Raw genomic sequence first — 25,725 nt, 5'->3', positions numbered from 1 at the left:
GATGAAATTCCTACCTGTACACTCTTTTGAAAATCCTTCTGCACAGAAGATTTATAGAGCCTATACCACCACTTTCCCAGCAGATGAAAGACGAAATGATGAGCAGTTTAAGGCACTTTTTGAGCATCCGAATGCTTTTGTAAATTCTATTCTCTGGCGGGAGGCAGAGGTGGGCTACCTCGTTCTCTGGAAGCTCTCCGAAAGTATTTTTGTGGAGCATTTTGAGGTTTTTGAAGAGTTTAGAAATCAAAAACTCGGCTCTGTGGTGGTAAAAACCCTGATAGAAGAGCATTCTAATATCATATTAGAATCTGAACCTTCCTACCTCAGTGAAATTGCCGAGAGGCGGATTGGTTTTTACCAGAAAAACAGCCTCAGCATCATTAATGAAAGCTATATACAACCGAGCTATGAGGAAGGTAAGAATCCTTTGGAACTCTTCCTGATGGCATCTTGGCTCCCAAAGGATGTCCAAGCAGTAGAGCAGGAAATTCACCGGACGGTCTATGGTGTAGAGGGCTAAGCCTCGCTGGCGAAAGATGCCTCAAAATCTATGAAAACACTACCGTGAGAGGTGGTAAATGGGAAGTAATAAATCCTCGTTTTGAGGGGGAGATGGTCATTCTTAAACTTACAGAATACGACGATTGCCTCTACCTCGCCACCCTTTAAAGAGACACTGGAGGTATAGCAAATGCAAAACCCCTCGGCAGTGCCCATTAGTTTTTCATTCCCAAAACTCTTAAAAGAATCTACCATTACACTTTCATCAAAGTAATAATCATACACGGCGGGAATAACGGAGGTAAAGCCACCATCAGAATTTATCAGAAAAGAAAATGGCTGAAATTTTTGCTCAGAATTGAGCTTCTGCGTAGCCTCATCTATGGCGAACTCCACCGTTTTATCTACTAAAATATCTATATCGCTCATTTTTTAGATGATATTTACTTCCCTTTCTAACTCGATTCCGAATTTCTCCTTTATAGAAGCGATAATCTGTGCTGAGAAATTAAAAATTTCCTTGCCAGTAGCCTCTCCCGTGCAGTTGATAATCACGAGTGCCTGGCGGTTGTGCACCGCTACATTGCCCACTTGCTTACCTTTCCAGCCTGCTTTTTCTATCAGCCAGCCTGCGGGGAGTTTGATGAAATCACCATTTGGATAGCTCGGTATTTCTGGGTAAAGGTTTTTGAGTGCTTCAAACTTTTCTTTGCTGATAACTGGGTTTTTGAAGAAGCTGCCAGCATTGCCCGTCTCCTTTGGATTGGGGAGCTTGGTTTCTCTGATGCGCACTACTGCCTTTGAAATCTCCTGTATCGTAGGTTTGGAAATCCCTAAGCGCTGCAAGTCTTCTTGGATGGCTCCATAGCCTGTTTTCAGTTCGTGATTAGTCGTGGTAAGGAGGAAACTGACTTCCAAAATCACATATTTCCCTTTGCCTTCGTGCTTGAAGAAAGATTCCCGATAGCCGAATTTACAATCGGAAAGGCTAAACTCTTCCACTTCCAAAGTTTCAATATTGAGTGCCTTACAGTGGTGAAATCTGTCCTTAATCTCCACTCCATACGCCCCGATGTTTTGCATAGGGCAGGTGCCTACATTTCCTGGGATTAATGAGAGGTTTTCCAGCCCACCAAAATCTTGATTAAGGCACCACTGCACGAATTTATGCCAGTTCTCACCTGCCTGTGCCGTTACCAAAACCTCGTTTTCACCCGCAGGCTGAGTTGTGATTCCTTTCATCTGGACTAAAACCACCAGACCGTTATAATTCTCGGTGAAAAGTACATTACTCCCGCCACCAAGGAAGAGGAGCGGAAGGTTTTTATCCTTTGCAAAGCCTATTGCAGCTTTCAGCTCATCGATGCTTTTTGCACGAGTGAAGAACCTCGCTTGTACCTCTATTCCAAATGTATTAAAAGGTTTTAGGGAGATGTTTTCTTGAATTTCCATAGCTGCAAAGATAGCAAATATGCTTATAGCCGTAGCACCGCACCGTAGCCGGTGATGCGATTACCACAAACTTACCATCCACAGCCTACTGCCTAAAGCTAATAGCAAAAAAAATACAGTCTTTAAAAGACTGTATTTTTTTTGCTGCTTTCCAAAGTTTCGGAATACATTTTTTCGTATTGGGGGATAATGTTTTTTATATCAAAGCGGAGGGCTTGCTCTTTTGCCTGTTGCTTCATTTGGTTGAGGAGGTGGTCATCACTCAGGAGTTTTATTGCATAGTTGCTCATCGCTTCTACATTTCCTACTTCTGCTAAGTAGCCTGTTTCTCCTTGTATATTTACTTCGGGGATACCTCCAGCATTTGAGCTGATAACGGGAGTGTATGCTGCCATTGCTTCAAGGGCAGCGAGACCGAAACTCTCTTGCTCGGAGGGGAGGAGGAAGAGGTCGGAGAGCTCAAGGATTTTGTATAAATCATTGGTTTTGCCCAGAAGGCGGATTTTGTCTATCAGTTCGGTATGGTTTTCCAGAAATTCATTTACCTTTTCCATATCGGGACCTTCGCCTATGATGATGAGCTTGGAGGCTATTTTCCTGTTTACATTCCTGAAAATCTGTAGTACATCTTCTATCCGCTTTACAGGTCGGAGGTTTGAGATATGGATGAGGATTTTCTCATTTGGAAGGGCAAACTGGCTGCGGTCGCACTTCGTACATTTTATAAATAGACTATTATCTATAAAGTTATTGATGACTTTTATCTCCTTCTTGATATTGAAAAACTGAAGGGTATCTTTCTTTAAACTCTCGGAAACGGCGGTAATGGTGTCGGACTGATTGATGGAGAACTCTACCGCGTGCTTATAGCTGGGATGCTGACCCACCAGAGTGATGTCTGTCCCGTGTAAAGTAGTGATGAGAGGGATGTCTTTGCCATCTTGTTTGAGCATCTGCTTGGCGGTAAATGCCGCATAAGCATAAGGGATAGCGTAGTGAGCGTGCAGAAGATCTAACTTGTAAAGCGTGCTCACCCTGTAAATCATAGAAGAAAGCGCAATATCATAGGGTTGATATTGAAAAAGAGGGTAGGTCTGTACATTGACTTTGTGGAAAAAAATATTGGGGTTGGTAATGTCTAACCTCGCGGGTAGATTATTAGAGATAAAATGAACTTCGTAGCCTTTATCTGCGAGCGTCATCCCAAGCTCTGTTGCCACAATTCCACTACCTCCATAAGTGGGATAACATAAGATTCCTATTTTCATTATTCAAGTCTAAAATTTGGGGCTCAAAGGTAACTAAAAATTAATTTATATGATTTATAAATTTAACATTTTAGGGCATTTAAAGGGGATATTGCTGTCTTTTATTTTTTAATGATGATTTTAATTGGCTAAATTTGCCCCCAAATAAAATTGAGTGTAAAAATGGATTTACCTAATGATTATATTCCGATTTTAATTCAAGCTGTTGTAGCTATAGGTTTTGTAGCGGTCTCTCTATTGGGAGCGCATTTTTTAGGACCAAGGCAAAAGAAAACTACCACCACAAAAAACCAGAGTTTTGAGTGTGGTGTAGAGGTAGAAGGAAATGCAAGAACGCCTTTCTCTATAAAGTATTTTCTTACCGCAGTTTTATTCGTACTCTTTGATATAGAAGTGGTATTTTTCTATCCTTATGCTTTGAATTTTAAAGAATTCGGAGTAGAAGGCTTTTTAGCTGTGCTTACTTTCGTAGCTATATTTTTCGTGGCTTTTTTCTATGTGCTGAAAAGAGGAGCTTTGGATTGGAATAAATAACCGATGACTCGAACAAAATAATCAAGCGAAACAATAAAAAAGATAATGTCTGATAATAATAAAAAGATAATCACTACCGCAGAAATGCCCGAAGGATATGAAGGTGAGGGCTTTTTTGTTACAAAACTGAGCAGTGTAATCGGTTTGGCAAGGAAATATTCTCTTTGGCCTCTTCCTTTTGCTACCTCTTGTTGCGGTATAGAATATATGGCAATGCTAAACCCTACCTATGATGCATCAAGATATGGTATGGAGAGAAACTCATTCTCGCCAAGACAGGCAGATATGCTGATGGTTTGCGGTACTATTTCCAAAAAATTAGGACCTGTACTGAAGCAGATTTATACCCAGATGGCAGAGCCTAAATGGGTAGTAGCTGTAGGGGCTTGTGCGTGTAGTGGTGGTATTTTTGACTCGTATTCCGTTCTCCAAGGGATAGATAAAATTATCCCCGTAGATGTGTATGTGCCAGGATGCCCGCCAAGACCAGAGCAGATTATAGAAGGTGTGCTCCAGGTGCAAGCACTGGCAGAGAGTGAAAGCATTAGAAGGAGAGATTTGCCAGAATATCAGAAGTTATTAGAATCTTACGGAATTAATTAAGACTTTGTTTAGCGCTTAAAAGCTGAGAAAATGACAAATGAATTTGTTTTAGAAGCCATTACCCGCGAGTTCCCAGAAGCCGTGCTGTCTGCTTCGGAGCCGTATGGTTTGTTAACTCTTGAAATAAAAAAAGAAGAGATAAAAAAGGTGATTCATTACCTCAAAGATTCGTCTCTTAATTTCTTTTTCTTAACCGATATCTGCGGTATACATTATCCAAATGATAAAGAGAAAGAAATCGGGGTTATCTACCATCTTCATAATATGATGGAGAATGTGAGAATCCGCCTTAAAACCTTTATGCCGAGAGAAAATGCAGAAGTAGATTCTTTGGTTGATTTATTTTCTGGTGCCAACTGGATGGAGAGAGAAACCTTTGACTTTTTTGGGATTAAATTTAAAGGGCATCCCGATTTAAGGGTTATTCTAAATATGCCAGATTTAGGCTTCCACCCTCTTCTGAAAGAATATAGACTGGAAGATGGTACAAGAACAGATAAAAACGATTTAATGTTCGGAAGGTAATTCACAATTAATAGATATGAAAAACAACGAGCTATCTAATATATTAAACCACGATATTAATGAGCAGATTGATGGGCAACTTTATACCCTCAATCTCGGGCCTACACACCCCGCTACGCACGGGATTTTCCAGAATGTCCTCACGATGGATGGCGAGAAAATCCTCCACTCCGAGCAAACCGTAGGTTATATCCACCGTGCATTTGAGAAGATTGCCGAAAGGAGAAATCTTACTCAGATTACTACTTTGACCGACAGGCTGAACTACTGCTCTGCGCCTATTAATAACTTTGGCTGGCATATGACCGTAGAAAAACTCTTGGGCATAGAAACGCCTAAGAGGGTAGATTATCTAAGGGTGATCCTTATGGAGCTTGCAAGGATTGGTGACCACCTGATTTGCAATGGTGTTACAGGTATGGATGCAGGGGCCATTACAGGGCTTACCTATATGTTCCAAGACAGGGAGCGTATCTACAATATGTATGAGCAAATCTGTGGTGCGAGGATGACGACCAATATGGGAAGAATCGGTGGCTTTGAAAGAGATATTAATGATAAATTCCACGAATATTTACAGGAGTTTATTAAAAACTTCCCTAAGCGATATGGAGAATTCTGCTCCCTCTTAGAGCGAAACAGAATCTTTATGGATAGAACCATCAATGTAGGTGCTATCTCTTCCGAAAGGGCTTTAAGCTATGGATTTACAGGTCCTAACCTCAGAGCGACAGGAGTGGATTATGATGTGCGTGTAGCACAGCCATACTCTTCCTATGAGGATTTTGATTTCATCATTCCAGTGGGAACTTCTGGCGATACTTATGATAGATTTATGGTTCGCCAGCAGGAAGTTTGGGAATCTCTTAAAATCATTAAACAGGCTTATGAAAACCTTCCAGATGGAGACTTCCACGCAGATGCTCCAGAATATTACCTCCCTGAGAAATCAGATGTTTATTCTAAAATGGAATCCCTTATTTATCACTTTAAAATTGTAATGGGAGAGACCAATATACCTGTAGGAGAGGTTTATAATTGTGTAGAAGGAGCAAATGGAGAGCTCGGGTTTTACTTAGTGAGCGATGGAGGGAGAAGTCCGTACAGATTGCATTTCAGAAGACCTTGCTTTATTTATTATCAGGCATATCCAGAAATGATTACGGGAGCTGGGATTTCAGATGCCATTGTTACAATGTGTAGTATGAATATAATTGCAGGTGAGCTCGATGCTTAAATCTGGCTCAACAAATAAAATTTAAGATAAAAAAGGCAGAGACAAACTACCTGAAAAAAAGCAAAAGAAAATGAGCGAAAAAATAATAACTTTCAAACCTGAAACCTTAGAGCAGGTAAAGAAAATTATCGCAAGGTACCCAGAGGGAAGGCAGAAATCTGCTCTCATCCCCATTCTCCATATTGCACAGAAAGAATTTGGAGGCTGGTTAGATGTCCCTGTAATGGATTATGTGGCGAGCTTATTAGACATAAAACCTATTGAAGTATATGAAGTGGCAACTTTCTATACGATGTTTAATATGCAGCCCGTAGGTAAATATGTATTGGAAGTATGCCGTACAGGCCCTTGTATGACGAGAGGGAGTGAGAAAATTCTCGACCATATCCGCACAAAGCTCAATATAAAAGATGGTGAGACTACCGAAGATGGGCTATTTACATTAAAACCTGCGGAATGCCTCGGTGCGTGTGGCTATGCACCAATGATGCAACTCGGTAAGTTTTATCACGAGAACTTGACCATAGAGAAAGTAGATGAAATCCTTGAGCTTTGCCGACAGGGAGCCATAGCTTTGGATTAAAAATAAAAATACTCTTGAAGAGAGAGTAATTGAAATAAAGTTGAATAATTAAGTGTAAGCTATTTTAGATACTTACAAAATTTAATAGACAAATGAGTAAAAAACTTTTACTTAAAGATGCTCACATAGAGGGAATTCGATATTTTGATGTATATCGAAAGCAAGGCGGTTATCAAGCCGCTGAGAAGGCTCTTAAAATGACGCCCGAAGAGATTTTAGAGGAAGTGAAAACCTCTGGACTTCGCGGTCGTGGTGGTGCGGGCTTCCCTACAGGAATGAAGTGGAGCTTCCTTGCAAAACCCGAAGGAATACCAAGACACTTGGTGGTAAATGCCGATGAGTCTGAGCCCGGTACCTTTAAGGACAGATACCTGATGGAGCATATTCCTCATATATTAATAGAAGGGATAATCATCGCTTCTTATTGTTTGGGTTCAAATGCTTCCTACATCTATATAAGAGGTGAGTATTCTTGGATTCCAGATATACTGGAAGCCGCTATTGAAGAGGCAAGAAATGCTGGTTTCTTAGGAAAAAATATCTTAGGAACTGGTTTTGACTTGGAAATATATGTGCAAAGAGGTGCTGGGGCATATGTGTGTGGAGAGGAAACGGCACTCCTCGAATCCCTCGAAGGTAAGAGAGGAAATCCGAGATTAAAACCCCCATTCCCAGCTGTAAAAGGGCTTTGGGAGAGACCAACTGTAGTAAATAATGTAGAATCTATCGCTGCTGTAGTACCTATTATTAATATGACAGGTGCTGAGTATGCAAAAATAGGTGTAGGGCGATCTACAGGAACGAAACTGATTTCCGCTTGTGGTAATATCAATAAACCTGGTGTTTATGAGATTGATATGACCATTACAGTAGAAGAATTCATCTATTCCGATGAATATTGCGGAGGTATTCCTAATGGAAAAAGGCTGAAAGCCTGCATACCTGGTGGAAGTTCTGTTCCTATCTTGCCAGCTAATCTATTGCTCAAAACCATAAAAGGAGAGCCGAGATATATGAACTACGAATCTCTTTCCGATGGTGGCTTTGCTACGGGAACGATGATGGGTTCGGGAGGTTTTATCGTATTGGATGAAGACCAGTCGGTTGTAGAGCATACGATGACACTTTCAAGATTTTATAATCACGAGAGCTGTGGGCAGTGTACTCCTTGTAGAGAGGGGACAGGCTGGCTCTACAGAATCTTGAAGAAAATAGTAAATGGAGAAGGCGAGATGAAGGATATTGATTTACTTTGGGATATCCAGAGAAAGATAGAAGGTAATACGATTTGTCCTCTCGGTGATGCAGCAGCTTGGCCTGTGGCAGCGGCTATCAGGCATTTCCGAGATGAGTTTGAATATTATGTAAAAACACCTGAACTGGCTAAGGTAAAACCATTCGGATTGGCGCATTATGCTGACCCAATCCCAGTGCCAGCCGAGTAAGTGGATTAGAATATTGATAAAAAAAAGAAGAGACTAAAACGCTTTTAGAAGTTTAATTTTAAGAGCTGATAAATAAAATTTTAACGCTGATCATATGAGCGAAGAAGTAAAAAAGTTTAAAATAACCATTGATGGACAGACTACGGAAGTTTTGCCAGGGACTACGATTATAGAAGCGGCAAGACAGATAGGTGGTAAGTCTGTACCGCCAGCGATGTGTTATTATAGCAAACTTGAACATAGTGGAGGAAGATGTAGAACCTGCCTCGTAGAGGTTTCAAAAGGTTCCGAAGCAGATCCACGACCTATGCCTAAATTGGTAGCAAGTTGCCGTACAGCCGTAATGGATGGTATGGAAGTGAAAAACCTTACCTCTGAAAGAACTCAGGAGGCGAGAAAAGCGGTTACCGAATTTATGCTTATCCATCACCCTCTTGATTGCCCAGTCTGCGACCAGGCAGGGGAGTGCCATTTGCAAGACCTCAGCTATGAGCACGGTCTTTCCGATAGCCGAATGGAGTTTGAAAAGAAAACCTTTGATGCAGAAGATATAGGTCCGAATATCAAGCTGAATATGAACCGCTGTATTCTGTGTGCAAGATGTGTTTTACTGGCAAATCAGCTTACAGAAGAGAGAGAGCACGGCATCCTGTTCCGAGGTGAGCATGCAGAAATAGGAACTTATCTCAATAAAGCATTGGAAAATGATTTTATTGGTAATGTGATAGATGTGTGTCCTGTGGGAGCACTTACAGATAGAACGGCTCGTTTTGCCAGCCGTGTATGGTTTACAAAACCTATGAATGCTACTTGCAACTGCGATAAATGTAGCGGAAAAGCCGTTATCTGGATGAAAGGTGAGGAAATCGTTCGTGTTACAGGTAGAAAAGATAAATATGGAGAAGTAGAAGAATTTATTTGTGATGATTGCCGTTTCCATAAGAAAGATCTTAAGTACTGGACGGTAGAAGGTCCAAGAAATATTGAGAGACATTCCGTTATCTCTCTCAACCACTATGAAACGCCTCAGCCTAAGGAGCAAACCAACCTTTGGAATCATTTCAACCAAAATAAAATAGGGTCTCCTGATAAAAAGGAAACCAGTAATGGATAGTTATTCACCGAATCTTAGTAAAATTTAATTTTATAAAAGTGGAATTAATTACATTTAAAATCATATTAGTCTTAGCTTTATTCCTTCTATCTCTTACAGTAGCAGCATATTCTACTTGGGCAGAAAGAAAAGTAGCAGCCGTAATGCAGGACAGGATAGGACCTAATAAAGCAGGACCTTTCGGACTTTTGCAACCCTTAGCTGATGGAGGGAAGTTCTTCTTTAAGGAGGACTTTACGCCAGACAATGCAGAGCGGTTTTTATTCGTTATCGGTCCTTCTATCGTAATGTTTTTATCATTGCTTACAGGGGCGGTTATCCCTTGGGGAAGCACGATAAATATTGCTGGAGAGTCTTTTGATTTACAAGTAGCCAATATTGATATCGGGGTTCTTTATATTTTAGGATTAGCCTCTGTATCTGTATATGGAATGATGCTTGGGGGCTGGGCTTCAAATAATAAATACTCGCTTATCGGAGCTATCCGTGCGAGTTCGCAGATGATTTCTTATGAATTAGCAATGGGGCTTGCGCTTTTAGCGATTATAATGATGAGCGGTTCATTGGATTTAAAAGTAATTGTAGAGCAACAGACGCACGGGAAACTTTGGGGCATTGTACCAGAAGTTTCAGGGATAAACTGGAATATTTTCTATCAGCCTTTTGCTTTTCTTATATTCCTTATCGCTGCACTTGCGGAGACCAACAGACACCCGTTTGACTTGCCAGAGTGCGAATCCGAATTGGTTACAGGGTATTCTACCGAATATTCATCAATGAAATTAGGGCTTTATATGTTTGGTGAGTATGTAAATATGTTTATCTCAAATGCCCTTATCGCTGTGCTGTTCTTCGGTGGGTACAATTATCCTGGTATAGACTGGGTAGCAGAAAACTGGGGAGAAAATGTAGCGGGAGTTTTCAGCATTGTCTCTTTCCTTATAAAAGTATTCTTTGGAATATTCCTCTTTATGTGGATTAGATGGACGATTCCAAGATTCAGATACGATCAGCTAATGCATCTCGGTTGGAAAAAATTAATCCCTTTCGGATTGATAAACCTATTGATAACAGGCGCTATCATATTATTATTTAATAACTAATAGTAGAGATTTAATAGAATAGTTTAGAATTTAAGAGCTAATGGGATTTATACTTTTAGCTAAAACATAAAGAAGAAATGAAATTAACCAATAGATCTAAGGTTGTCTCTAATAAAAAAATGACTTTCAGTGAGAGTATCTATCTCCCTGCAATTATTCAGGGGATGGGTATTACATTGAAGCATATGTTTAAAAAGCCAGGCAGTGTATCTTATCCTGATGAAGAAAAGCCTCGTGCTAAGGTTTGGAGAGGTCGCCATGTCCTCAAAAGAGATGATGAGGGTAGGGAGAGATGTACCGCTTGTGGACTTTGTGCTGTGGCTTGCCCGGCAGAGGCCATTACAATGACGGCAGCAGAGCGTACGAAAGATGAAAAGCACCTTTACAGAGAAGAAAAATATGCAGCTACTTACGAAATCAATATGATTAGATGTATTTTCTGCGGTCTCTGCGAGGAGGCTTGCCCTAAATCTGCAATCTACCTTACCGATCGCCTTGTAGAGCCAGAGAACAATAGAGGCTCATTTATCTATGGTAAGGAAAAACTCTTAGAATCTATGGATGACAGAATAGATGTGTCTGAAAGACAAAGTGAAAAACAAAGAAACTTTTTAAAATTAAAGAAGTAATGGAGCAATTTCTTTTCTATTTGGTATCGGGAGTAGCGCTTTGTAGTGCGGTTTATTTCGTATTCGCAAAGAATCCGTTGTATTCTTTACTTTCGCTCATCGTTACTTTTTTCTCAATAGCAGGCTTGTATGTATTACTCAATGCACAGTTCTTGGGAATTGTTCAGATAATGGTATATGCAGGGGCTATTATGGTTTTATTCCTCTATATATTAATGATGCTCAACTTAAACAATCAGGATGAAAGTAGAAAGAAGAGCATCAATAAATTCATTGGGATTATTGCCAGTGGGATACTTTTCATCGGTATGCTTGGGGCTTATAGAGGCTTGAAAACAGGTGCAGTAGCACAGGATGTAGATTATTCAGTAGGGCTTACAAAAAATCTTGGTGGGCTTTTGTTTAATGAATATGTCCTCCCGTTTGAGCTTGCTTCAATTCTTATTCTGGCAGGTATTGTAGGTTCAGTATTAATTGGTAAAAGAGATTTATAAGATATTATGGAAGCAAATACTTTTATACAAAGTGTTCCTTTGGAGAACTTTATTGTGCTGAGTACAGTTTTGTTTTGCTTGGGAGTGCTGGGTGTACTACTCAGGAAAAATGCAATCATTATTTTAGGTTGTGTAGAGCTTATGCTCAATTCCGTAAATCTTCTCTTAGCAGCTTTTTCTGCATACAAAGGAAATGGAGATGGGCAGATACTGGTATTCTTCATTATGGTAGTAGCAGCTGCGGAAGTAGCAGTAGGTTTGGCTATCATTGCAATGATTTATCGTAATACAAAATCTGTAGATGTGAGTATTTTAAATAAATTAAAGGGATAATAAGGAATGGAAAATTTAATTTATACTATCATATTACTGCCGCTTATAGGTTTCCTTTTCAATGGATTTTTTGGGAAATACCTTCCAAAGGTTTTAGTGGGGAGTATAGCGACTTTAGCGGTTTTTTCTTCATTTTGTATAGCAGTAAGCCTGTTTCTCAACTTTGATTCTGATAGCCAACCCGTAATAGTAAAGACTTTTGAATGGTTCAGAGTAAATGGTATGCAGGTGAATTTCGGTTTCCAGATTGACCAGCTTTCTCTGATGATGGTGATGATTATCACGGGTATCGGTTCGCTTATCCACCTTTATTCTATCGGTTATATGAGCCACGATACAGGATTTTATAAATTCTTTACTTATCTCAACCTTTTCATCTTCTCAATGCTCCTTTTGGTAATGGGGTCTAATTACCTCATTCTCTTCATCGGCTGGGAAGGTGTAGGTGTTTGCTCCTATCTCTTAATTGGTTTTTGGTTTCAAAACTGGGAGTATGGTAAAGCAGCGAGAAAGGCATTTATAATGAACCGTATTGGGGATTTAGGTTTGCTCATAGGGATTTTTCTTATCGCTCAGCAGACAAATTCTTTGGACTATATCAGTGTAGCCAATAATGCAGGTGTATTTGGAATGGACAGCACTATAATTATCTTCATTACACTGAGTTTATTTATCGGTGCGGTGGGTAAATCGGCACAAGTACCTCTTTACACTTGGCTCCCTGATGCGATGGCGGGGCCTACTCCTGTATCGGCGCTTATCCACGCTGCTACGATGGTTACTGCGGGTATTTACCTCATCGTTCGTTCAAATTTCCTTTATACGCTGGCGCCATCTGTGCAAGATATAATACTGCTTATTGGTCTTCTAACGGCAGCATTAGCTGGGTTCTACGCTCTAAGGCAGAATGATATTAAGAAAGTCTTGGCATATTCTACCGTTTCTCAGCTTGGGTTTATGTTTGTAGCATTGGGCTTAGGGGCTTATACTACAGCGATGTTCCATGTGATGACGCACGCATTCTTTAAAGCGTTGCTCTTTCTCGGTTCTGGTTCTGTAATCCACGCAATGAGCGGAGAGCAAGATATGAGGTATATGGGTGGTTTAAGAAAGTATATCCCTGTTACCCATTGGACATTCCTTATCGGGACCTTGGCAATCTCTGGTATGCCGCTATTCTCTGGTATGATTTCAAAAGATGAAATCCTTATCGCAGCATTTGCTAAGAATCCAGCATTCTGGGTTATACTCTTTGTGCTTGCAGCGGTTACGGCTACTTATATGTTCAGATTATATTACCTTACTTTTTATGGGGATTTTAGAGGCTCGGAGGAGCAGAAGCATCACCTGCACGAGAGCCCTTTAAATATGACTTTACCTTTAATCGTTTTAGCAGTGCTTTCGGTATTTGGAGGTTTCTTTAATCTCCCTCACTTTGTAGGGCACGGTCATTTCTCTTTCCTCAATCAGTGGCTGAGCCCAATCATTACTGAGCAGGGCAAAAGTCTGCACGAAACCTCTGTTTTAGCAGTAGATTTCACAACGGAGATGCTTCTCTTATCCCTTACCATTATAATGTTCTTTACTGTATGGTTTATTGTGAGAAATATCTATGTAAATAAAGCCAAACTCCCTCTTGCTGAGTATTCAGGTTGGGAAAAACTTTCCGCAAAGACCTTGTATGACAATAAAATCTATAATGCTCTCTTTGTAAAAACAGCCGAAGGTTTAGGTAAGGTTCTAAGGGCTTTTGATAAAAATATTTTAGACTCTACCGCTCAGTTTATAGGAGATGGAGCAGAGGACTCTGGTAGAGCGATGAAGAAATTCCAAAATGGAAATGTGGAGAACTATCTGCTGATTATGGCATTGGCAGTAGGAATTATATTAATTATTAACTTTTTACTATAATAATGTATCAGTTATTAGCATTACTACTCATACCTCTTATAGGTTCAGGATTTATTTTCGCGTCTAAAAATGCAGCCGCTAAGTATTTTGCTTTGGGTATAGCTCTCGTTCAGTTAGTTCTCAGCTTTTGTATGCTTTGCAGCTTTGATGCTACTCCTACGGTAGATTCAGCACTGCAATATGAAATCCAGTATCCGTGGTCTAACTTCATAAAAAGCAGCATACATTTCGGTATTGATGGAATGAGTATGCTTATGCTCCTCCTTACCAATATCCTCGTTCCGCTTATTATCCTTTCTTCTTTTAATGAAGAAAAATCATACAGGAACTCTTTCTATGCGCTGATTTTATTAATGCAGTTTGGTTTAGTGGGAGTTTTCACAGCATTAGATGGAATTATTTTCTATGCTTTCTGGGAGATTACCTTAATCCCTATCTGGTTTATTGCAGGTATATGGGGGCAGGCAGATAAGAATCCCCGTTTTACAACCAAGTTTTTCGTATTTACATTTGTGGGGTCTCTCTTTATGTTAGCGGGTTTGGTATATCTTTATGCGCTCCCTGATACAGCATCTTTTGCTCTTACAGATTTGTATAATACTACTCTTGATATCAATCAGCAGAACTTGGTATTCTGGTTTATCTTCTTTGCTTTTGCAGTGAAGCTACCTGTATTTCCTTTCCATTCTTGGCAGGCGGATACCTATACTTATTCACCTACTCAGGGTTCTATGCTCCTCTCGGGGATTATGCTAAAGATGGCGGTATTCGGTGTGCTTAGGTATCTTTTACCGATTACACCAGATGCTATTGCAGGTGTTTCTGGGGGTATCGTTGTGGTCTTAGCGGTCATTGGAGTGCTCTATGGTGCTTTAATCGCAATCGTACAAAACGATGCCAAGAGGATTATTGCTTTCTCCTCTCTTTCGCATATCGGTTTATTAACGGCGGGGCTTTTTGCTTCTGCCATACTGAGTGCCAATGGAAACTTTACTACTGAAGGAGGCGAGGGAGCTATGGTAATGGCTTTTGCTCACGGTTTAAATGTGGTAGGGCTTTTCTACTGTGCAGATATCCTCTACAAAAGGTTTAATACAAGAGATATTAATCAAATGGGTGGCTTTGCAAGGGTAGCACCGAAGTTCGCTGTTGTGTTTATGATTATCCTTTTCGGCTCACTGGGCGTACCGCTCACCAATGGTTTTATCGGTGAGTTTATCCTTATAAAATCTGTATTTGATTATAATGCCCTTATGGGAGTTATTGCAGGTATTACGGTTATTTTAGCAGCAGCCTATCTACTGAGGTTTTATGCTAAGACAATGTTTGGCAAGGGGAATGATGAGGTGCTGGCTACCGCTAAGGATATTTCGGGTGTAGAACTCATCGTTTTGGCTACGCTTTCGGTATTTGTTATCGTGATGGGAGTCTATCCTCAGCCTGTACTGAATATGGTAGATAGCTCTATCGAGTACATCTATCTCACCTTACCTAAAATGAACTAATATCATAATCTTAAAGACCTATCGTAGTTTTAAATTTAAATTAAAGAAATGAGTACACTTATTATAGTTTTTCTTACGGCCATTGTGGTATTATTTTCAGGAACATCGGGGCGAGGTAAGTTTTCCAGATATATTGGTATTGCAGGGCTTTTGCTTGCTTTGGTTGTGAGTTTCCAGCCCGAGTGTTCATTCTTCGCGAAGTATCAGTCAATGTATATTTATGATGAAACGGCAGCGCTGTTTACAAGGATAGCCATCATCATTACTACGCTTATCTTTTTCCTTGGGGGCTTTGCATTGAGCAATCACAGAAGTCATCAGTCCGAGCTCTATGCCCTTATGCTTTTCGCTCTTTGTGGGGGGATTATCCTTTTCGGTTTTGAGAATATGACGGTACTCTTCTTAGGTATAGAAATTCTCTCCATACCGCTTTATGTAATGGCGGGGAGTAGTAAGACCGACTTGCGCTCGATAGAAGCAGCCCTCAAATATTTTCTTATGGGTGCCTTTGCTACGGGTTTCCTTATGTTTGGTGTAGCCCTCGTTTATGGTGCTACAGGTAGCTTTGATATCCATCAAATCGCTCAGTTGAGTACTGAGAATGCTAATGATACAATGTTCATTCTCGGAGCTGTGCTTATGCTTGTTGCTTTGGCGTTTAAGACTTCATTGGCACCCTTCCATACTTGGTCGCCAGATGTCTATCAAGGTGCACCATCCCTCATTACTTCCTTTATGGCGAGTGTAGTTAAAATCTCTGCATTTGGTGCTTTCTTTAAGCTGATGATTACTGCGTTTATCGGTATCGCTCCAAGTTGGATTAATATTATCGGTGTGCTTGTGATTATCACACTTCTGCTCTCAAATATTATGGGGCTTGCACAGACCAATGCCAAGAGAATGCTTGCCTATTCCTCCGTATCTCACGCAGGATATATAGCGATGGTATTCTTTGGGTTTAATAACCTCTCGGTAGGGGTATTGGCATTCTATCTTTTTGCGTATTCACTTTCCACCATTGGGGTATTTATGTGCCTGATTTGGGTAGAAAAAATAAAACGAGAAACCTCCTACGAAGCTTTTCGAGGCTTGGCAAAGACCGAACCTCTACTCGCTCTCGTTACTGCTGTCTCTTTATTTTCTATGGCTGGAGTACCGCTTACCGCTGGCTTTATAGGGAAGTTTGGGATATTCGCACAAGCGATTGGCGTAGCACCATTTCTGGTAGTAGTTGCTGTGGTAGGTTCTGCACTCTCTATTGCGTATTACCTAAGGCTGATTATCTCTATGTTCTTTGCAAAAGAATCATCATTTAATACTTCCGAGAGGGTGAGTTTTACTTACAATCTTCTCTCTCTACTGATTATTTTACTGATTATCGGTATAGGTATCTATCCTGACCTTTTTGCTAAAATTCACTAACACCGTAGCCGGTGAGGCACCCACTGCCTGGGGAGCACTTAGCCGTAGCACAGCAGGCACACCTTGCAGGTGATGCACTTAAACTGCGTGGAGAACTCTTAACTAACCACCCACCGCCAAAACCTAGCAGCCAGTCGCTAATTGCTAGCTGCCATCTACTGTCTATAATGCTTATTAGCATATACCAGAAATACTGAAAACTACTTTGCGAAGGTGTCCTAGTATCGGGACACCCTGCTAAGAGTTTCTGGTACCGGGATGGAGTGAAAAACTACTTTGAGAGGATATTTTTACCATTTATTGCCTGCTGCGTACGGCTTACGGCCTTTACGAGGATATTGTTATATGGTGACAGAAAGGAAAACTACTTTGAAAGAGGCTTTTTATTGCTTACTGCCTGCAGCCTATTGCTTATAGCCTAAACTTACCGCTGTTTTATTATTTTTTCGTATTTTAGCACACTAATTTTTCGTATTAAAATAAACTTTATTTATGCATAAAGAAGGAGAAAGACTAATACCGATTAATATTGTAGATGAAATGAAGTCATCTTACATAGATTATTCTATGTCGGTAATTGTTTCAAGGGCGCTGCCAGATGTAAGAGACGGGCTAAAACCAGTGCACAGAAGAGTGCTCTATGGTATGTACGATTTGGGAGTGTTCTCTAATAAAAAACACCTGAAATCTGCAAAAATTGTAGGTGAGGTTATGGGTAATTTCCACCCGCACGGCGACTCTTCTATATATGACACTATGGTGCGTATGGCGCAGGACTGGAGTCTGAGATATCCATTAGTAGACGGGCAGGGTAATTTCGGTTCTATGGATGGAGACCCGCCAGCAGCTATGCGTTACACCGAAGCGAGGCTTAAAAAAATATCCGATGAAGTACTCTCAGACTTGGATAAAGATACCGTAGACTTCCAAAACAACTACGACGATAGATTGCAGGAGCCTACCGTACTCTCTACCAAAATCCCAAACCTGCTCGTAAATGGTACTTCGGGAATCGCTGTGGGTATGGCAACTAATATGGCTCCGCACAACCTCTCAGAATCCATAGACGCTATCTGCGCTTATATAGACGACAGAGAGATTAGCATAGACGACCTTATGAAGCATATTCTGGCGCCAGACTTCCCTACGGGAGGGATTATCTACGGATACGATGGCGTGAGAGATGCCTTCCACACAGGGAGAGGGAGAATCGTCCTCCGTGCGAAGACCAACTTCGAAGAGATAGGAAACCGAAATGCCATCATCGTAACCGAAGTGCCTTACCAAGTAAATAAAGCGGAGATGATTGCACGAACTGCCGAGCTCGTAAAAGAAGATAAAATCCCTGGCATCTACGAAATCCGCGATGAATCCGACAGAAAAGGGCTCCGCATTGTCTATGAACTCAAAAACGACGCTATCCCAAATGTAGTTCTCAATCTGCTCTATAAATACACAGCGCTCCAAACTTCCTTCTCGGTGAATAATATCGCCCTTGTGAAAGGAAGACCCGAGCAGCTTAACCTTAAAGACATCATCCACCACTTTGTAGACCACAGGCACGAGGTTGTCGTAAGGCGCACAGAGTTTGAACTCAAAAAAGCCAAAGAAAGAGCCCACATCCTTGAAGGGTTTATGAAGGTAATCTCTACTCAAGATGCCTTGGATAAAGCAATTTCTATCATCCGCCACTCGGCTACTCCTCAGGAGGCAAAAGAAGGGTTGATACAAGAGTTTGAGCTTTCAGAAATACAGGCACAGGCGATATTAGACCTTAGACTCGCTCGCCTTACAGGTATGGAGCTGGATAAAATCCGTGCCGAGTACGAGGAGATTATGGCATTAATACGAGATTTAGAAGATATCCTCTCTAATGAGCCGAGAAGGTATCAAATCATTAAAGATGAACTCTTAGAAGTAAAAGAAAAATACGGCGACGAAAGAAGAACCGAGATAGATTTCTCAGGTGGGGAGATGTCTATAGAAGACTTTATCCCAAATGAAACCGTAGTACTTACGATTTCGCACGCGGGCTATATCAAGAGAACTCCGCTTACCGAATACAAAATACAATCACGAGGTGGCGTAGGAAACAAAGCTGCCACTACCCGAGATGAGGACTTCTTAGAATACATCGTCTCTGCGACCAACCACCAGTATATGCTTTTCTTTACCGAAAAAGGAAAATGCTACTGGCTCCGCGTATTTGAAATCCCCGAAGGGTCTAAAACAGCAAAAGGAAGAGCAATACAAAACCTTATCAATATAGAACCTGATGATAAGATAAAGGCATACATCAGAACCAATGACTTGAAAGATACGGAATATGTAAACCAGATGAGCGTAGTGATGATTACCAAAAACGGTACGATTAAAAAGACTTCGCTTGAGGCATATTCCAGACCGAGATCAAACGGTATCAATGCTATTGAAATCCGAGATAACGACCAGCTACTCGGTGCGAGATTAACCGATGGAAAGTCCGAGATAATGATTGCAACCAAAAACGGAAAATGTATCCGCTTCTCAGAGGAGATCGTTCGCGAAGTAGGGCGTGGGTCTATCGGTGTGCGAGGCATTACCCTGGAAGCTGGCGACGAGGTTATTGGGATGATTGCAATAGAAGATGTAGAAAAAGAATCCGTACTCGTAGTATCCGAAAGGGGGTATGGCAAACGCTCTGCAGTGGAAGATTATAGAATCACCAACCGAGGAGGTAAAGGGGTTATTACCCTTAATATTACCGAGAAAACGGGTAGCCTTATCGCAATTCAGAATGTAACTGATGAAGATGGATTAATGATTATTAATAAATCAGGCGTTGCTATCCGAATGGGTATGGATGAGCTCAGAATTATGGGTAGAAATACTCAGGGTGTGAAAGTCATTAACCTGAAAAATAATGATGCGATTGCAGCCATTGCAAAAGTAGAAATGGACAGAGATGTGGAAGATGGAGAAGGAAATGAAGCCGTAGAAAATACAGGACAAACCTCTGATTCTACTGAAAATCTGAATAGTGAAAGTGCAGAATAAATCAATTTAAAAACATAAAATCTTTATACAATGAGAAAAGTAATTTTAAGTCTGGCAATCATAGCTACATCATTAGCATTTGCACAGAAAAAGGAAGTCTCAGCGGCTGTAAAATCCGTAGATACAGGTGATGCTGCTGGAGCATTAGCAAAGATAAGCGAAGCAGAAGCTGCTTTTGGAAATGATACTACTGTTTTAGAACCTTCTCTATTAGAAAAATACTATTATGCTAAGGGATTGGCATTGTTCAGAACTGGGAATGTTCAGCAGGGAGCAGAACTACTTGGGAAAATAGGCGAACTGGGAAAATCTAAAATCTATGTAGGTAAAAACGGTAAGCAAAAACTGTATTTCGTAGGTATGGATGCCGCTAAGCAATCAGGGCTTAATAATCTGAAAGAAGAAACTTATAGCCCCGAATATGCATCAAAACTCGGAGAGATACTGAACCCATCTCTTCAAGCAGCGAATAAAGCAGCAATGGATGCCTATAATGCAAAAGATTATGCAAAGGCAGCTCCTAAGTTTGCGGAAGTCTATAACCTGCTAAAAGCTGTGGGGCAAGACAATAAGCAGTATTTGTATTATTCAGCTATTACCTATGCTTTGGCTAAGGATCATACCAATGCGATTAATTCGTATAAATATCTGATAGATTCTGGCTATACAGGAGTAGAAACACGATATTTAGCAAAAAATAAAAAGACCAATGAGGTAGAAAACCTTGATAAAAACTCTTGGGAGCTCTTAAAGAAAGCTGCGGGAGGAGATTATACAGACTTCAAAACTGAAGTTACTAAAAGTGTAGAGGAAGAGCTCTATGAAACGCTTGTAGGTCTTCTATCTGAAAATGATAGATATGATGAGGCAATTGTCTATGCAGATAAGGGACTGAAAAAATTCCCTAAGAATGTAAAACTTAATAACTCTAAGGGGCTTGCTTATTATAAGTCTGGTAAAACAGAGGAGTTTATTGCATCATTAACACAAACGCTGGAGCAAAATCCGAAGGATAAAGATGCTTGGTATAACCTCGGGGTAATGGTAAGCAAAGACCCTGCGAAGCAGGAAGAGGCACTCGGTTATTTTAAAAAGGCTGTAGAGCTGGATCCTAAGTTTGCAAATGCTTGGCAGAATTTAGTGTATGTAACTATTGGAGACGATGAGAAAACGATAGACGAGTACAACAAACTGAGGAAATCTGGCAAGATAGAAGCGGCCAACAAAGTGATTGAAGCAAGGAGAAAGAGATTAGCAGAAGCGCTTCCGTATGCAGAAAAGTGGTACGAGTCAGATCCTAACAGTATAGATGCGGTTTCTCAGCTGAAAGGGCTTTATACTTCGTTGAAAAATGAGGCTAAGGCTAAGGAATTTAGAGCTAAGGAAGAATCAATGAAGAAATAATCTTATTGTATATAAAATTTAATGGAGGAAGAGAGGTAGTGATTTACCTCTCTTCTATTTTTGGATTTAAGCTTTATCCTTCAGCCTTTGTTTTGCGGTATTCCAAAGCTCATCGAGGAGAGGGAGAGGCTGGTCAGCAAGGCTGATGCGCTTATCAGCAGCTAATTTTTCCATTTCCTGAAAGCGGGAGATAAACTTAGCGTTGGTTCGCTCTAAAGCTGCATCTGGATTAATCCCTGCAATCCGTGAATAATTAATAATAGAGAATAAAACATCTCCAAGCTCTTCTTCTTTCTTTTGAGTATCGGTCTCGGCTTTCATCTCGCGGATTTCTTCTTCCACTTTTTGCCAGGCTTCATCCGCATTGGGGAAGTCAAAACCTACACCTCGCACTTTATCCTGAATTCTATAGGCTTTTATAAGGCTGGGCAAGCCTTTTGGAACCCCAGAGAGTATGGATTTATTTCCCTCTTTTAGTTTGAGCTTTTCCCAGTTTTGTTTTACTTCTTCTTCGTCTGAAACTTGAGTATCAGCATATATATGTGGATGGCGGAAGATGAGTTTTTCATTTAAGGAGTTGATTACATCAGCAATATCAAAGGCTTTTTTCTCTGAAGCTATTTTAGAATAAAATATAAGGTGGAGGAGTACATCTCCGAGCTCTTTTTTTATCTCTGGGAGGTCTTCGTTTAGGAGTGCATCGGTCAGTTCATAGGTCTCTTCAAGGGTGAGATGCCTCAGTGTTTGCAGGGTTTGTTTCCTATCCCAAGGGCATTTTTCTCTAAGCTCATCCATTATGTCTAATAATCGCCCAAAAGCCTCTATTTTCTCTTGTTTTGTATTCATTTCTGAGATGATTTTTATGCCTCAAAAGTACAATTTCTCACCTGCTTCCTCCAAAGGGAAAAGAGATAGAGAATATAAGAGCAAAAACTTTTGATTTTAAACAAAAATGAAGATAGAATTTGCAAAAATCTTTGCATAAGCACTATTTACCATCATTTTTACACCACAAACCCCACAAAATAAGGGAGCATTGCCCCCTTATTTTTTTATTTCGTTACTTTTCCGTCGCTAATCATCCATAAACCGATAAAAGTCAGCATTCCATTAATGATAAGCAGCTCCAAACCAATCCTAAAATCACCAAAAAGAAAGCCCTGATACTTATCTATAACAAACGAAATCACTGGCGAAGCAATACACACATAAGGCACAAGACGGTCTTTCACTTTATAGCGAGTAAAGATGCCAAATGCAAAGAGACCCAGCAGTGGGCCATAAGTAAAGCCCGCGAGTTTAAGGATAAGGCCAATCATTGAATTATCATCTATCCATTTAAAGAGGAGAACCATCATCAGGAAAGAAAAAGCGACCCAAAGGTGAACCTTCTTCCTAAATTTTTCCTTTTGCTTTGCCTCCCAGCTCTTGTCGTTTAGCCCAAATACATCTATGCAGAGCGAGGATGTAAGCGCCGTCATCGCGCCATCGGCACTGGGGAAGAGCGCCGAAATCAGAGCAATAAGAAATATAATAGAAATATAGAACGGCATATGGTTGAGCGCAATTTCTGGGAAGAGTTTATCCCCCGTAGCCTCTATTCCTTCCTGCGCTCCGAAGAGGTACAGCAGCCCCCCCATATAGAGGAAGAGCAAGATAACGCCAAACAAGATAAACCCAAGGCTTACCATATTCTTTTGGCTATCTTTTAGGCTGGTTACGGAGAGAGATTTCTGCATCATCTCTTGGTCTATCCCCGTCATTGTAAGGGTGATAAACGCCCCAGCAAGAACCTGCTTCACGAAGAAGCCCGCAGAGTTTATATCGGTATTGAAGACCCTCGTATAGCCCTTCTCGCTCATCATCCTAAGGCTCTCGCCAAAGTTAATATCAAGGTGGCTCAGCATATAATAAGTACAAATCACCAATCCGAGAAGCATACAAGTCGTTTGCAGGGTATCGGTCCAGACGATGGTCTTTACGCCTCCCTCATAAGTATAGAGGATAATCATCGTGAGGATGGCGAGCGTTGTTGCAATAAACGGTACACCCAAGCTATCAAGAATGCTCACTTGCAGGATATTTACTACGAGAAAAAGTCTCGCCGTAGCCCCTACCAAGCGAGAAACAATGAATATCCAAGCACCGGATTTATACGAGAGCTGCCCCATTCGCTGCTGGAGGTAGCCGTAAATCGAAGTCAGTTTCAAGCGATAATAAAGCGGCAAGAGTACATACGCTATCGTGATATATCCGATCACATAGCCTATCGTGATTTGCAAATACCCAAAATTGTCCTTCCCCACGAAGCCTGGTACGCTCACAAAGGTTACTCCAGAGAGCGAAGTCCCTATCATACCAAACGCTACGAGCATCCAGTTACTCTTTCGGTTTCCTATGAAGAAGCTATCGTTATCACTCCCTTTCCCAGTGCGATACGCTACCCACAGCAGGAGGGCAAAGTAGGCTATAATAATGAATAAAAAAAGTTTTGTAGCCATTCTTAATCTTATTTTTTTAAAACCCACAAATATAATGAATGATACATAACATCAAATAAAATCATTTGTAATAGTGCAGGAGGTATTTATTGCAATACTGAGTAAAACAATTATAATACAATCCCAAATCACCTGTATTGTAAAAATTATTTAGCATTTGTACTCATAGTTCGCTAACTAAGGTGTACAGTTTATATTGTCTATAGTATATACTCCTTTATTTAGAAGGAGATCAAGGGTTTCTTTACCATTTTGGGGATTTATATTTACTGCACGGGTTCCCGCAGTATGTAGATAGGTTGTGTAGCCGTTTTCCAGAGCATCTAAACAGGTATATTTTACACAGTAGTCCAGCGCCAGACCAGCAATTTCTATTGTTTTTATCCCTTTTGATCTCAAATAATCATCCAAATCCGTTTTCATAAACCTATGATTATCCTGAAACGCAGAATAGGAATCAAATTCAGGGTGAGTGCCTTTTTTTATAATATGGGTAGCTTTACTGGTATCCAAATCCTTATGAAATTTCGCCCCAAAGCTCCCCTGCACACAATGCTTTGGCCACATTATCTGAGGGGTACCATTTAGCGAGATAATATCGCCCACCTTCTTATCATTATTAGATGCAAAACTCTTATGATGAGCAGGATGCCAGTCCTGAGTAAAGATAATTTCATCATAATCATTCCTTTTTATAAGGGTATTAATATAGGGTATAATTTCATTCGCACCAGGTACAGCTAATGCACCTCCTTTGCAGAAATCATTCTGCACATCTACTACAATTAATGCCTTTTTCATAATGAAAAATTTATTATTTAAACGCTCAAAGGTAATGATTTTATTGAAAAAACACCGACATTTGCATTAAATTGGCACGGTTTTGATAGACTACAGCAAATTAAATTCAAGAATTATGAAAAACTTATTTCTAATAGGAGCTTTGGGCTCTGCGTTGGCGGTAGCATCTTGCTCGCCTACAAAAATAGCACAGAATAAAAAGAATAAGACAGACTTTGCAAAGCTCAAAGGCAATTGGCAGATTACAAGCGTGGATTATGACCATAATTATCGTGTAAAACCTTTTGATGAAGGCATTGATGCGCAGTGCTTCGTCGGTAGTCAATGGAAATTGGTGCCCAATAACTACTCTGGTACCTATGCGCTCCTTGGTGAAGGCCGTTGCCCATCGTTTTCCAGAGTTATAAAGTTTGAGCTTGTGGATGGTGCAGAGTTTAAGTTTAAAAAAATAGTAGAGGGAACCAAGGCTAAGGACAATATAGCAGGATACTCTCTCTATCTCCTCGACCAAACCGATACTTCCTTTAGCTTAGAACAGAATGTAAGCGGTGTAAGAATCGTTTATAACTTCCAAAAGACAAATTAGAAATTAGGAAAGTATTTAATAATTAATTTTAAAAATCATAAAAATGAATATTAGTAAAATAAAAGTGGCATCTGTATTCTTAGGTTCAGCATTATTATTATCGAGCTGTGAATCTGTACAAAATGCGAATAATCAACAAAAAGGTACTGCGATAGGAGCTGCTACAGGAGCAGTATTAGGAGCAGTGATAGGAAATAATGTTGGAAGTGGTAAGAATTCTGAACTTGGTGCTGTACTCGGTGCAGTAGTGGGTGGTGCAGCAGGTAATGTCATTGGTAGAAAGATGGATAAGCAGGCGAAGGAGATAAAAGAAACCCTACCAGGTGCAGAAGTAGAAAGAGTGGGAGAGGGTATTAAAGTAACAATGAAAGAAAATATTGTAAACTTTGCTTTCGATTCCTCTAATCTTACTTCTGCTGCAAAAACAAATCTCGATAAACTTGCAAAAGTCCTCAAAAATAATCCAGATACCAATATCAATATTTATGGTCATACCGATAGTAAGGGCTCAGATTCTTATAATCTTGCATTATCTGAGAGAAGAGCAAATGCAGTGAAGTCTTACCTTTCTTCCAAAGGAATTTCTTCTAGCAGAATGATCGCTACTGGAATGGGAGAGAGCAATCCTGTAGCAACTAATGATACTGAATCAGGAAGAGCACAAAACAGACGCGTAGAATTTGCCATCACCGCAAATCAAGATATGATTAATGATGCTCATAGCGGTAACTAATA

The 25,725-nt window shown here is 40.4% G+C and carries 25 protein-coding genes; 19 read left to right on the top strand and 6 right to left on the bottom strand.

Annotation, left to right across the window (positions count from 1 at the left end):
* The first annotated feature begins 1 nt into the window (after nucleotide 1).
* Complete coding sequence (locus D8991_RS06950; RefSeq protein WP_120489416.1) at nucleotides 2–523, top strand: GNAT family N-acetyltransferase; 522 nt, start codon at nucleotides 2–4, stop codon at nucleotides 521–523.
* Here D8991_RS06950 and D8991_RS06945 read toward each other — a convergent pair.
* The 3 genes from D8991_RS06945 to bshA form a co-directional block, all read right to left on the bottom strand.
* Nucleotides 520–933: a hypothetical protein gene (locus D8991_RS06945; RefSeq protein WP_120489415.1), complete on the bottom strand. Its 414-nt coding sequence runs from the start codon at nucleotides 931–933 to the stop codon at nucleotides 520–522. The genes D8991_RS06950 and D8991_RS06945 overlap by 4 nt on opposite strands.
* A 3-nt stretch (nucleotides 934–936) precedes the next feature.
* Nucleotides 937–1,956, bottom strand: coding sequence for a UDP-N-acetylmuramate dehydrogenase (gene murB / locus D8991_RS06940; RefSeq protein ID WP_120489414.1), 1,020 nt, complete (start codon nucleotides 1,954–1,956; stop codon nucleotides 937–939).
* A 122-nt stretch (nucleotides 1,957–2,078) separates the two neighbouring features.
* Nucleotides 2,079–3,224, bottom strand: coding sequence for an N-acetyl-alpha-D-glucosaminyl L-malate synthase BshA (bshA, locus tag D8991_RS06935; RefSeq protein WP_120489413.1), 1,146 nt, complete (start codon nucleotides 3,222–3,224; stop codon nucleotides 2,079–2,081).
* 162 nt (nucleotides 3,225–3,386) lie between these two features.
* On the opposite strand from bshA, the gene D8991_RS06930 reads away from it, so the two are divergent.
* The 16 genes from D8991_RS06930 (at nucleotide 3,387) to D8991_RS06855 (ending at nucleotide 21,102) form a co-directional block, all read left to right on the top strand.
* Nucleotides 3,387–3,758 carry an NADH-quinone oxidoreductase subunit A gene (locus tag D8991_RS06930; RefSeq protein WP_120489412.1) on the top strand — a complete coding sequence of 124 codons (372 nt, stop codon included), beginning with the start codon at nucleotides 3,387–3,389 and terminating at the stop codon, nucleotides 3,756–3,758.
* A 45-nt stretch (nucleotides 3,759–3,803) separates the two neighbouring features.
* The gene (locus D8991_RS06925; RefSeq protein ID WP_120489411.1) at nucleotides 3,804–4,361 is read left to right on the top strand and encodes an NADH-quinone oxidoreductase subunit B; all 558 of its coding nucleotides are present in this window, start codon (nucleotides 3,804–3,806) and stop codon (nucleotides 4,359–4,361) included.
* Between the two features lie 30 nt (nucleotides 4,362–4,391).
* A complete protein-coding gene (locus D8991_RS06920; protein WP_120489410.1) occupies nucleotides 4,392–4,886 on the top strand; it encodes an NADH-quinone oxidoreductase subunit C in 495 nt (164 codons plus the stop codon).
* A 16-nt stretch (nucleotides 4,887–4,902) separates the two neighbouring features.
* Complete coding sequence (locus tag D8991_RS06915) at nucleotides 4,903–6,123, top strand: NADH-quinone oxidoreductase subunit D (protein ID WP_120489409.1); 1,221 nt, start codon at nucleotides 4,903–4,905, stop codon at nucleotides 6,121–6,123.
* Between the two features lie 70 nt (nucleotides 6,124–6,193).
* Complete coding sequence (locus D8991_RS06910; RefSeq protein ID WP_120489408.1) at nucleotides 6,194–6,706, top strand: NADH-quinone oxidoreductase subunit NuoE family protein; 513 nt, start codon at nucleotides 6,194–6,196, stop codon at nucleotides 6,704–6,706.
* A gap of 92 nt (nucleotides 6,707–6,798) precedes the next feature.
* Nucleotides 6,799–8,151, top strand: coding sequence for an NADH-quinone oxidoreductase subunit NuoF (gene nuoF / locus D8991_RS06905; protein ID WP_120489407.1), 1,353 nt, complete (start codon nucleotides 6,799–6,801; stop codon nucleotides 8,149–8,151).
* 94 nt (nucleotides 8,152–8,245) lie between these two features.
* Entirely contained in the window at nucleotides 8,246–9,265 is a 1,020-nt protein-coding gene (locus tag D8991_RS06900; RefSeq protein WP_120489406.1) for a 2Fe-2S iron-sulfur cluster-binding protein, read from the top strand.
* A 38-nt stretch (nucleotides 9,266–9,303) separates the two neighbouring features.
* Nucleotides 9,304–10,368 (top strand): NADH-quinone oxidoreductase subunit NuoH, encoded by a 1,065-nt coding sequence (nuoH, locus tag D8991_RS06895; RefSeq protein ID WP_120489405.1) that lies wholly within the window; start codon nucleotides 9,304–9,306, stop codon nucleotides 10,366–10,368.
* A 77-nt stretch (nucleotides 10,369–10,445) separates the two neighbouring features.
* Nucleotides 10,446–10,997, top strand: a complete 552-nt coding sequence (locus D8991_RS06890; RefSeq protein WP_120489404.1) for a NuoI/complex I 23 kDa subunit family protein — start codon at nucleotides 10,446–10,448, stop codon at nucleotides 10,995–10,997.
* On the top strand, nucleotides 10,997–11,491 hold the full coding sequence (locus D8991_RS06885; protein WP_120489403.1) for an NADH-quinone oxidoreductase subunit J family protein: 495 nt from the start codon (nucleotides 10,997–10,999) through the stop codon (nucleotides 11,489–11,491). Before D8991_RS06890 ends, D8991_RS06885 begins: the two co-directional genes overlap by 1 nt.
* Nucleotides 11,492–11,497: 6 nt before the next feature.
* Entirely contained in the window at nucleotides 11,498–11,824 is a 327-nt protein-coding gene (gene nuoK / locus D8991_RS06880; RefSeq protein ID WP_185123861.1) for an NADH-quinone oxidoreductase subunit NuoK, read from the top strand.
* Between the two features lie 6 nt (nucleotides 11,825–11,830).
* On the top strand, nucleotides 11,831–13,735 hold the full coding sequence (gene nuoL, locus D8991_RS06875; protein WP_120489401.1) for an NADH-quinone oxidoreductase subunit L: 1,905 nt from the start codon (nucleotides 11,831–11,833) through the stop codon (nucleotides 13,733–13,735).
* A gap of 2 nt (nucleotides 13,736–13,737) precedes the next feature.
* Nucleotides 13,738–15,240: a complex I subunit 4 family protein gene (locus D8991_RS06870; RefSeq protein ID WP_120489400.1), complete on the top strand. Its 1,503-nt coding sequence runs from the start codon at nucleotides 13,738–13,740 to the stop codon at nucleotides 15,238–15,240.
* 48 nt (nucleotides 15,241–15,288) lie between these two features.
* Complete coding sequence (locus tag D8991_RS06865) at nucleotides 15,289–16,662, top strand: NADH-quinone oxidoreductase subunit N (protein ID WP_120489399.1); 1,374 nt, start codon at nucleotides 15,289–15,291, stop codon at nucleotides 16,660–16,662.
* A gap of 492 nt (nucleotides 16,663–17,154) precedes the next feature.
* Nucleotides 17,155–19,698 carry a DNA gyrase subunit A gene (gene gyrA, locus D8991_RS06860; RefSeq protein WP_120489398.1) on the top strand — a complete coding sequence of 848 codons (2,544 nt, stop codon included), beginning with the start codon at nucleotides 17,155–17,157 and terminating at the stop codon, nucleotides 19,696–19,698.
* A 30-nt stretch (nucleotides 19,699–19,728) separates the two neighbouring features.
* Nucleotides 19,729–21,102, top strand: coding sequence for a tetratricopeptide repeat protein (locus D8991_RS06855; protein WP_120489397.1), 1,374 nt, complete (start codon nucleotides 19,729–19,731; stop codon nucleotides 21,100–21,102).
* A gap of 66 nt (nucleotides 21,103–21,168) precedes the next feature.
* On the opposite strand, the gene mazG is transcribed toward D8991_RS06855, so the two are convergent.
* From mazG to pncA, 3 genes are all read right to left on the bottom strand, one after another.
* Entirely contained in the window at nucleotides 21,169–21,948 is a 780-nt protein-coding gene (mazG, locus tag D8991_RS06850) for a nucleoside triphosphate pyrophosphohydrolase (protein ID WP_120489396.1), read from the bottom strand.
* Between the two features lie 206 nt (nucleotides 21,949–22,154).
* Complete coding sequence (locus tag D8991_RS06845; RefSeq protein WP_120489395.1) at nucleotides 22,155–23,603, bottom strand: sodium:solute symporter; 1,449 nt, start codon at nucleotides 23,601–23,603, stop codon at nucleotides 22,155–22,157.
* Nucleotides 23,604–23,780: 177 nt separating this feature from the next.
* The gene (pncA, locus tag D8991_RS06840) at nucleotides 23,781–24,404 is read right to left on the bottom strand and encodes a bifunctional nicotinamidase/pyrazinamidase (protein WP_120489394.1); all 624 of its coding nucleotides are present in this window, start codon (nucleotides 24,402–24,404) and stop codon (nucleotides 23,781–23,783) included.
* Nucleotides 24,405–24,519: 115 nt separating this feature from the next.
* Between pncA and D8991_RS06835 the strand changes: the two genes are divergently transcribed.
* Together D8991_RS06835 and D8991_RS06830 are read left to right on the top strand one after the other, a co-directional pair.
* A complete protein-coding gene (locus D8991_RS06835; protein WP_120489731.1) occupies nucleotides 24,520–24,990 on the top strand; it encodes a lipocalin family protein in 471 nt (156 codons plus the stop codon).
* Between the two features lie 43 nt (nucleotides 24,991–25,033).
* On the top strand, nucleotides 25,034–25,723 hold the full coding sequence (locus D8991_RS06830; RefSeq protein ID WP_120489393.1) for an OmpA family protein: 690 nt from the start codon (nucleotides 25,034–25,036) through the stop codon (nucleotides 25,721–25,723).
* The last annotated feature ends 2 nt before the right edge of the window (nucleotides 25,724–25,725 follow it).

Source organism: Bergeyella cardium, from assembly GCF_003614945.1.
Classification (GTDB): Bacteria; Bacteroidota; Bacteroidia; order Flavobacteriales; family Weeksellaceae; genus Bergeyella_A; species Bergeyella_A cardium.
This window is presented reverse-complemented; position numbering and strand designations above follow the sequence as displayed.

What these genes read in the sequence shown, in the direction of transcription:
- D8991_RS06945 (WP_120489415.1), bottom strand. Translation starts at nt 933, where the DNA reads ATGAGCGATATAGATATTTTAGTAGATAAAACGGTGGAGTTCGCCATA.
- nuoK (WP_185123861.1), top strand. Translation starts at nt 11,498, where the DNA reads ATGGAAGCAAATACTTTTATACAAAGTGTTCCTTTGGAGAACTTTATT.
- D8991_RS06950 (WP_120489416.1), top strand. Translation starts at nt 2, where the DNA reads ATGAAATTCCTACCTGTACACTCTTTTGAAAATCCTTCTGCACAGAAG.
- D8991_RS06890 (WP_120489404.1), top strand. Translation starts at nt 10,446, where the DNA reads ATGAAATTAACCAATAGATCTAAGGTTGTCTCTAATAAAAAAATGACT.
- D8991_RS06915 (WP_120489409.1), top strand. Translation starts at nt 4,903, where the DNA reads ATGAAAAACAACGAGCTATCTAATATATTAAACCACGATATTAATGAG.
- D8991_RS06870 (WP_120489400.1), top strand. Translation starts at nt 13,738, where the DNA reads ATGTATCAGTTATTAGCATTACTACTCATACCTCTTATAGGTTCAGGA.
- D8991_RS06830 (WP_120489393.1), top strand. Translation starts at nt 25,034, where the DNA reads ATGAATATTAGTAAAATAAAAGTGGCATCTGTATTCTTAGGTTCAGCA.
- D8991_RS06865 (WP_120489399.1), top strand. Translation starts at nt 15,289, where the DNA reads ATGAGTACACTTATTATAGTTTTTCTTACGGCCATTGTGGTATTATTT.
- D8991_RS06920 (WP_120489410.1), top strand. Translation starts at nt 4,392, where the DNA reads ATGACAAATGAATTTGTTTTAGAAGCCATTACCCGCGAGTTCCCAGAA.
- D8991_RS06855 (WP_120489397.1), top strand. Translation starts at nt 19,729, where the DNA reads ATGAGAAAAGTAATTTTAAGTCTGGCAATCATAGCTACATCATTAGCA.
- murB (WP_120489414.1), bottom strand. Translation starts at nt 1,956, where the DNA reads ATGGAAATTCAAGAAAACATCTCCCTAAAACCTTTTAATACATTTGGA.
- D8991_RS06900 (WP_120489406.1), top strand. Translation starts at nt 8,246, where the DNA reads ATGAGCGAAGAAGTAAAAAAGTTTAAAATAACCATTGATGGACAGACT.
- D8991_RS06845 (WP_120489395.1), bottom strand. Translation starts at nt 23,603, where the DNA reads ATGGCTACAAAACTTTTTTTATTCATTATTATAGCCTACTTTGCCCTC.
- nuoF (WP_120489407.1), top strand. Translation starts at nt 6,799, where the DNA reads ATGAGTAAAAAACTTTTACTTAAAGATGCTCACATAGAGGGAATTCGA.
- D8991_RS06835 (WP_120489731.1), top strand. Translation starts at nt 24,520, where the DNA reads ATGAAAAACTTATTTCTAATAGGAGCTTTGGGCTCTGCGTTGGCGGTA.
- bshA (WP_120489413.1), bottom strand. Translation starts at nt 3,224, where the DNA reads ATGAAAATAGGAATCTTATGTTATCCCACTTATGGAGGTAGTGGAATT.
- mazG (WP_120489396.1), bottom strand. Translation starts at nt 21,948, where the DNA reads ATGAATACAAAACAAGAGAAAATAGAGGCTTTTGGGCGATTATTAGAC.
- D8991_RS06910 (WP_120489408.1), top strand. Translation starts at nt 6,194, where the DNA reads ATGAGCGAAAAAATAATAACTTTCAAACCTGAAACCTTAGAGCAGGTA.
- D8991_RS06930 (WP_120489412.1), top strand. Translation starts at nt 3,387, where the DNA reads ATGGATTTACCTAATGATTATATTCCGATTTTAATTCAAGCTGTTGTA.
- D8991_RS06885 (WP_120489403.1), top strand. Translation starts at nt 10,997, where the DNA reads ATGGAGCAATTTCTTTTCTATTTGGTATCGGGAGTAGCGCTTTGTAGT.
- gyrA (WP_120489398.1), top strand. Translation starts at nt 17,155, where the DNA reads ATGCATAAAGAAGGAGAAAGACTAATACCGATTAATATTGTAGATGAA.
- D8991_RS06925 (WP_120489411.1), top strand. Translation starts at nt 3,804, where the DNA reads ATGTCTGATAATAATAAAAAGATAATCACTACCGCAGAAATGCCCGAA.
- nuoL (WP_120489401.1), top strand. Translation starts at nt 11,831, where the DNA reads ATGGAAAATTTAATTTATACTATCATATTACTGCCGCTTATAGGTTTC.
- pncA (WP_120489394.1), bottom strand. Translation starts at nt 24,404, where the DNA reads ATGAAAAAGGCATTAATTGTAGTAGATGTGCAGAATGATTTCTGCAAA.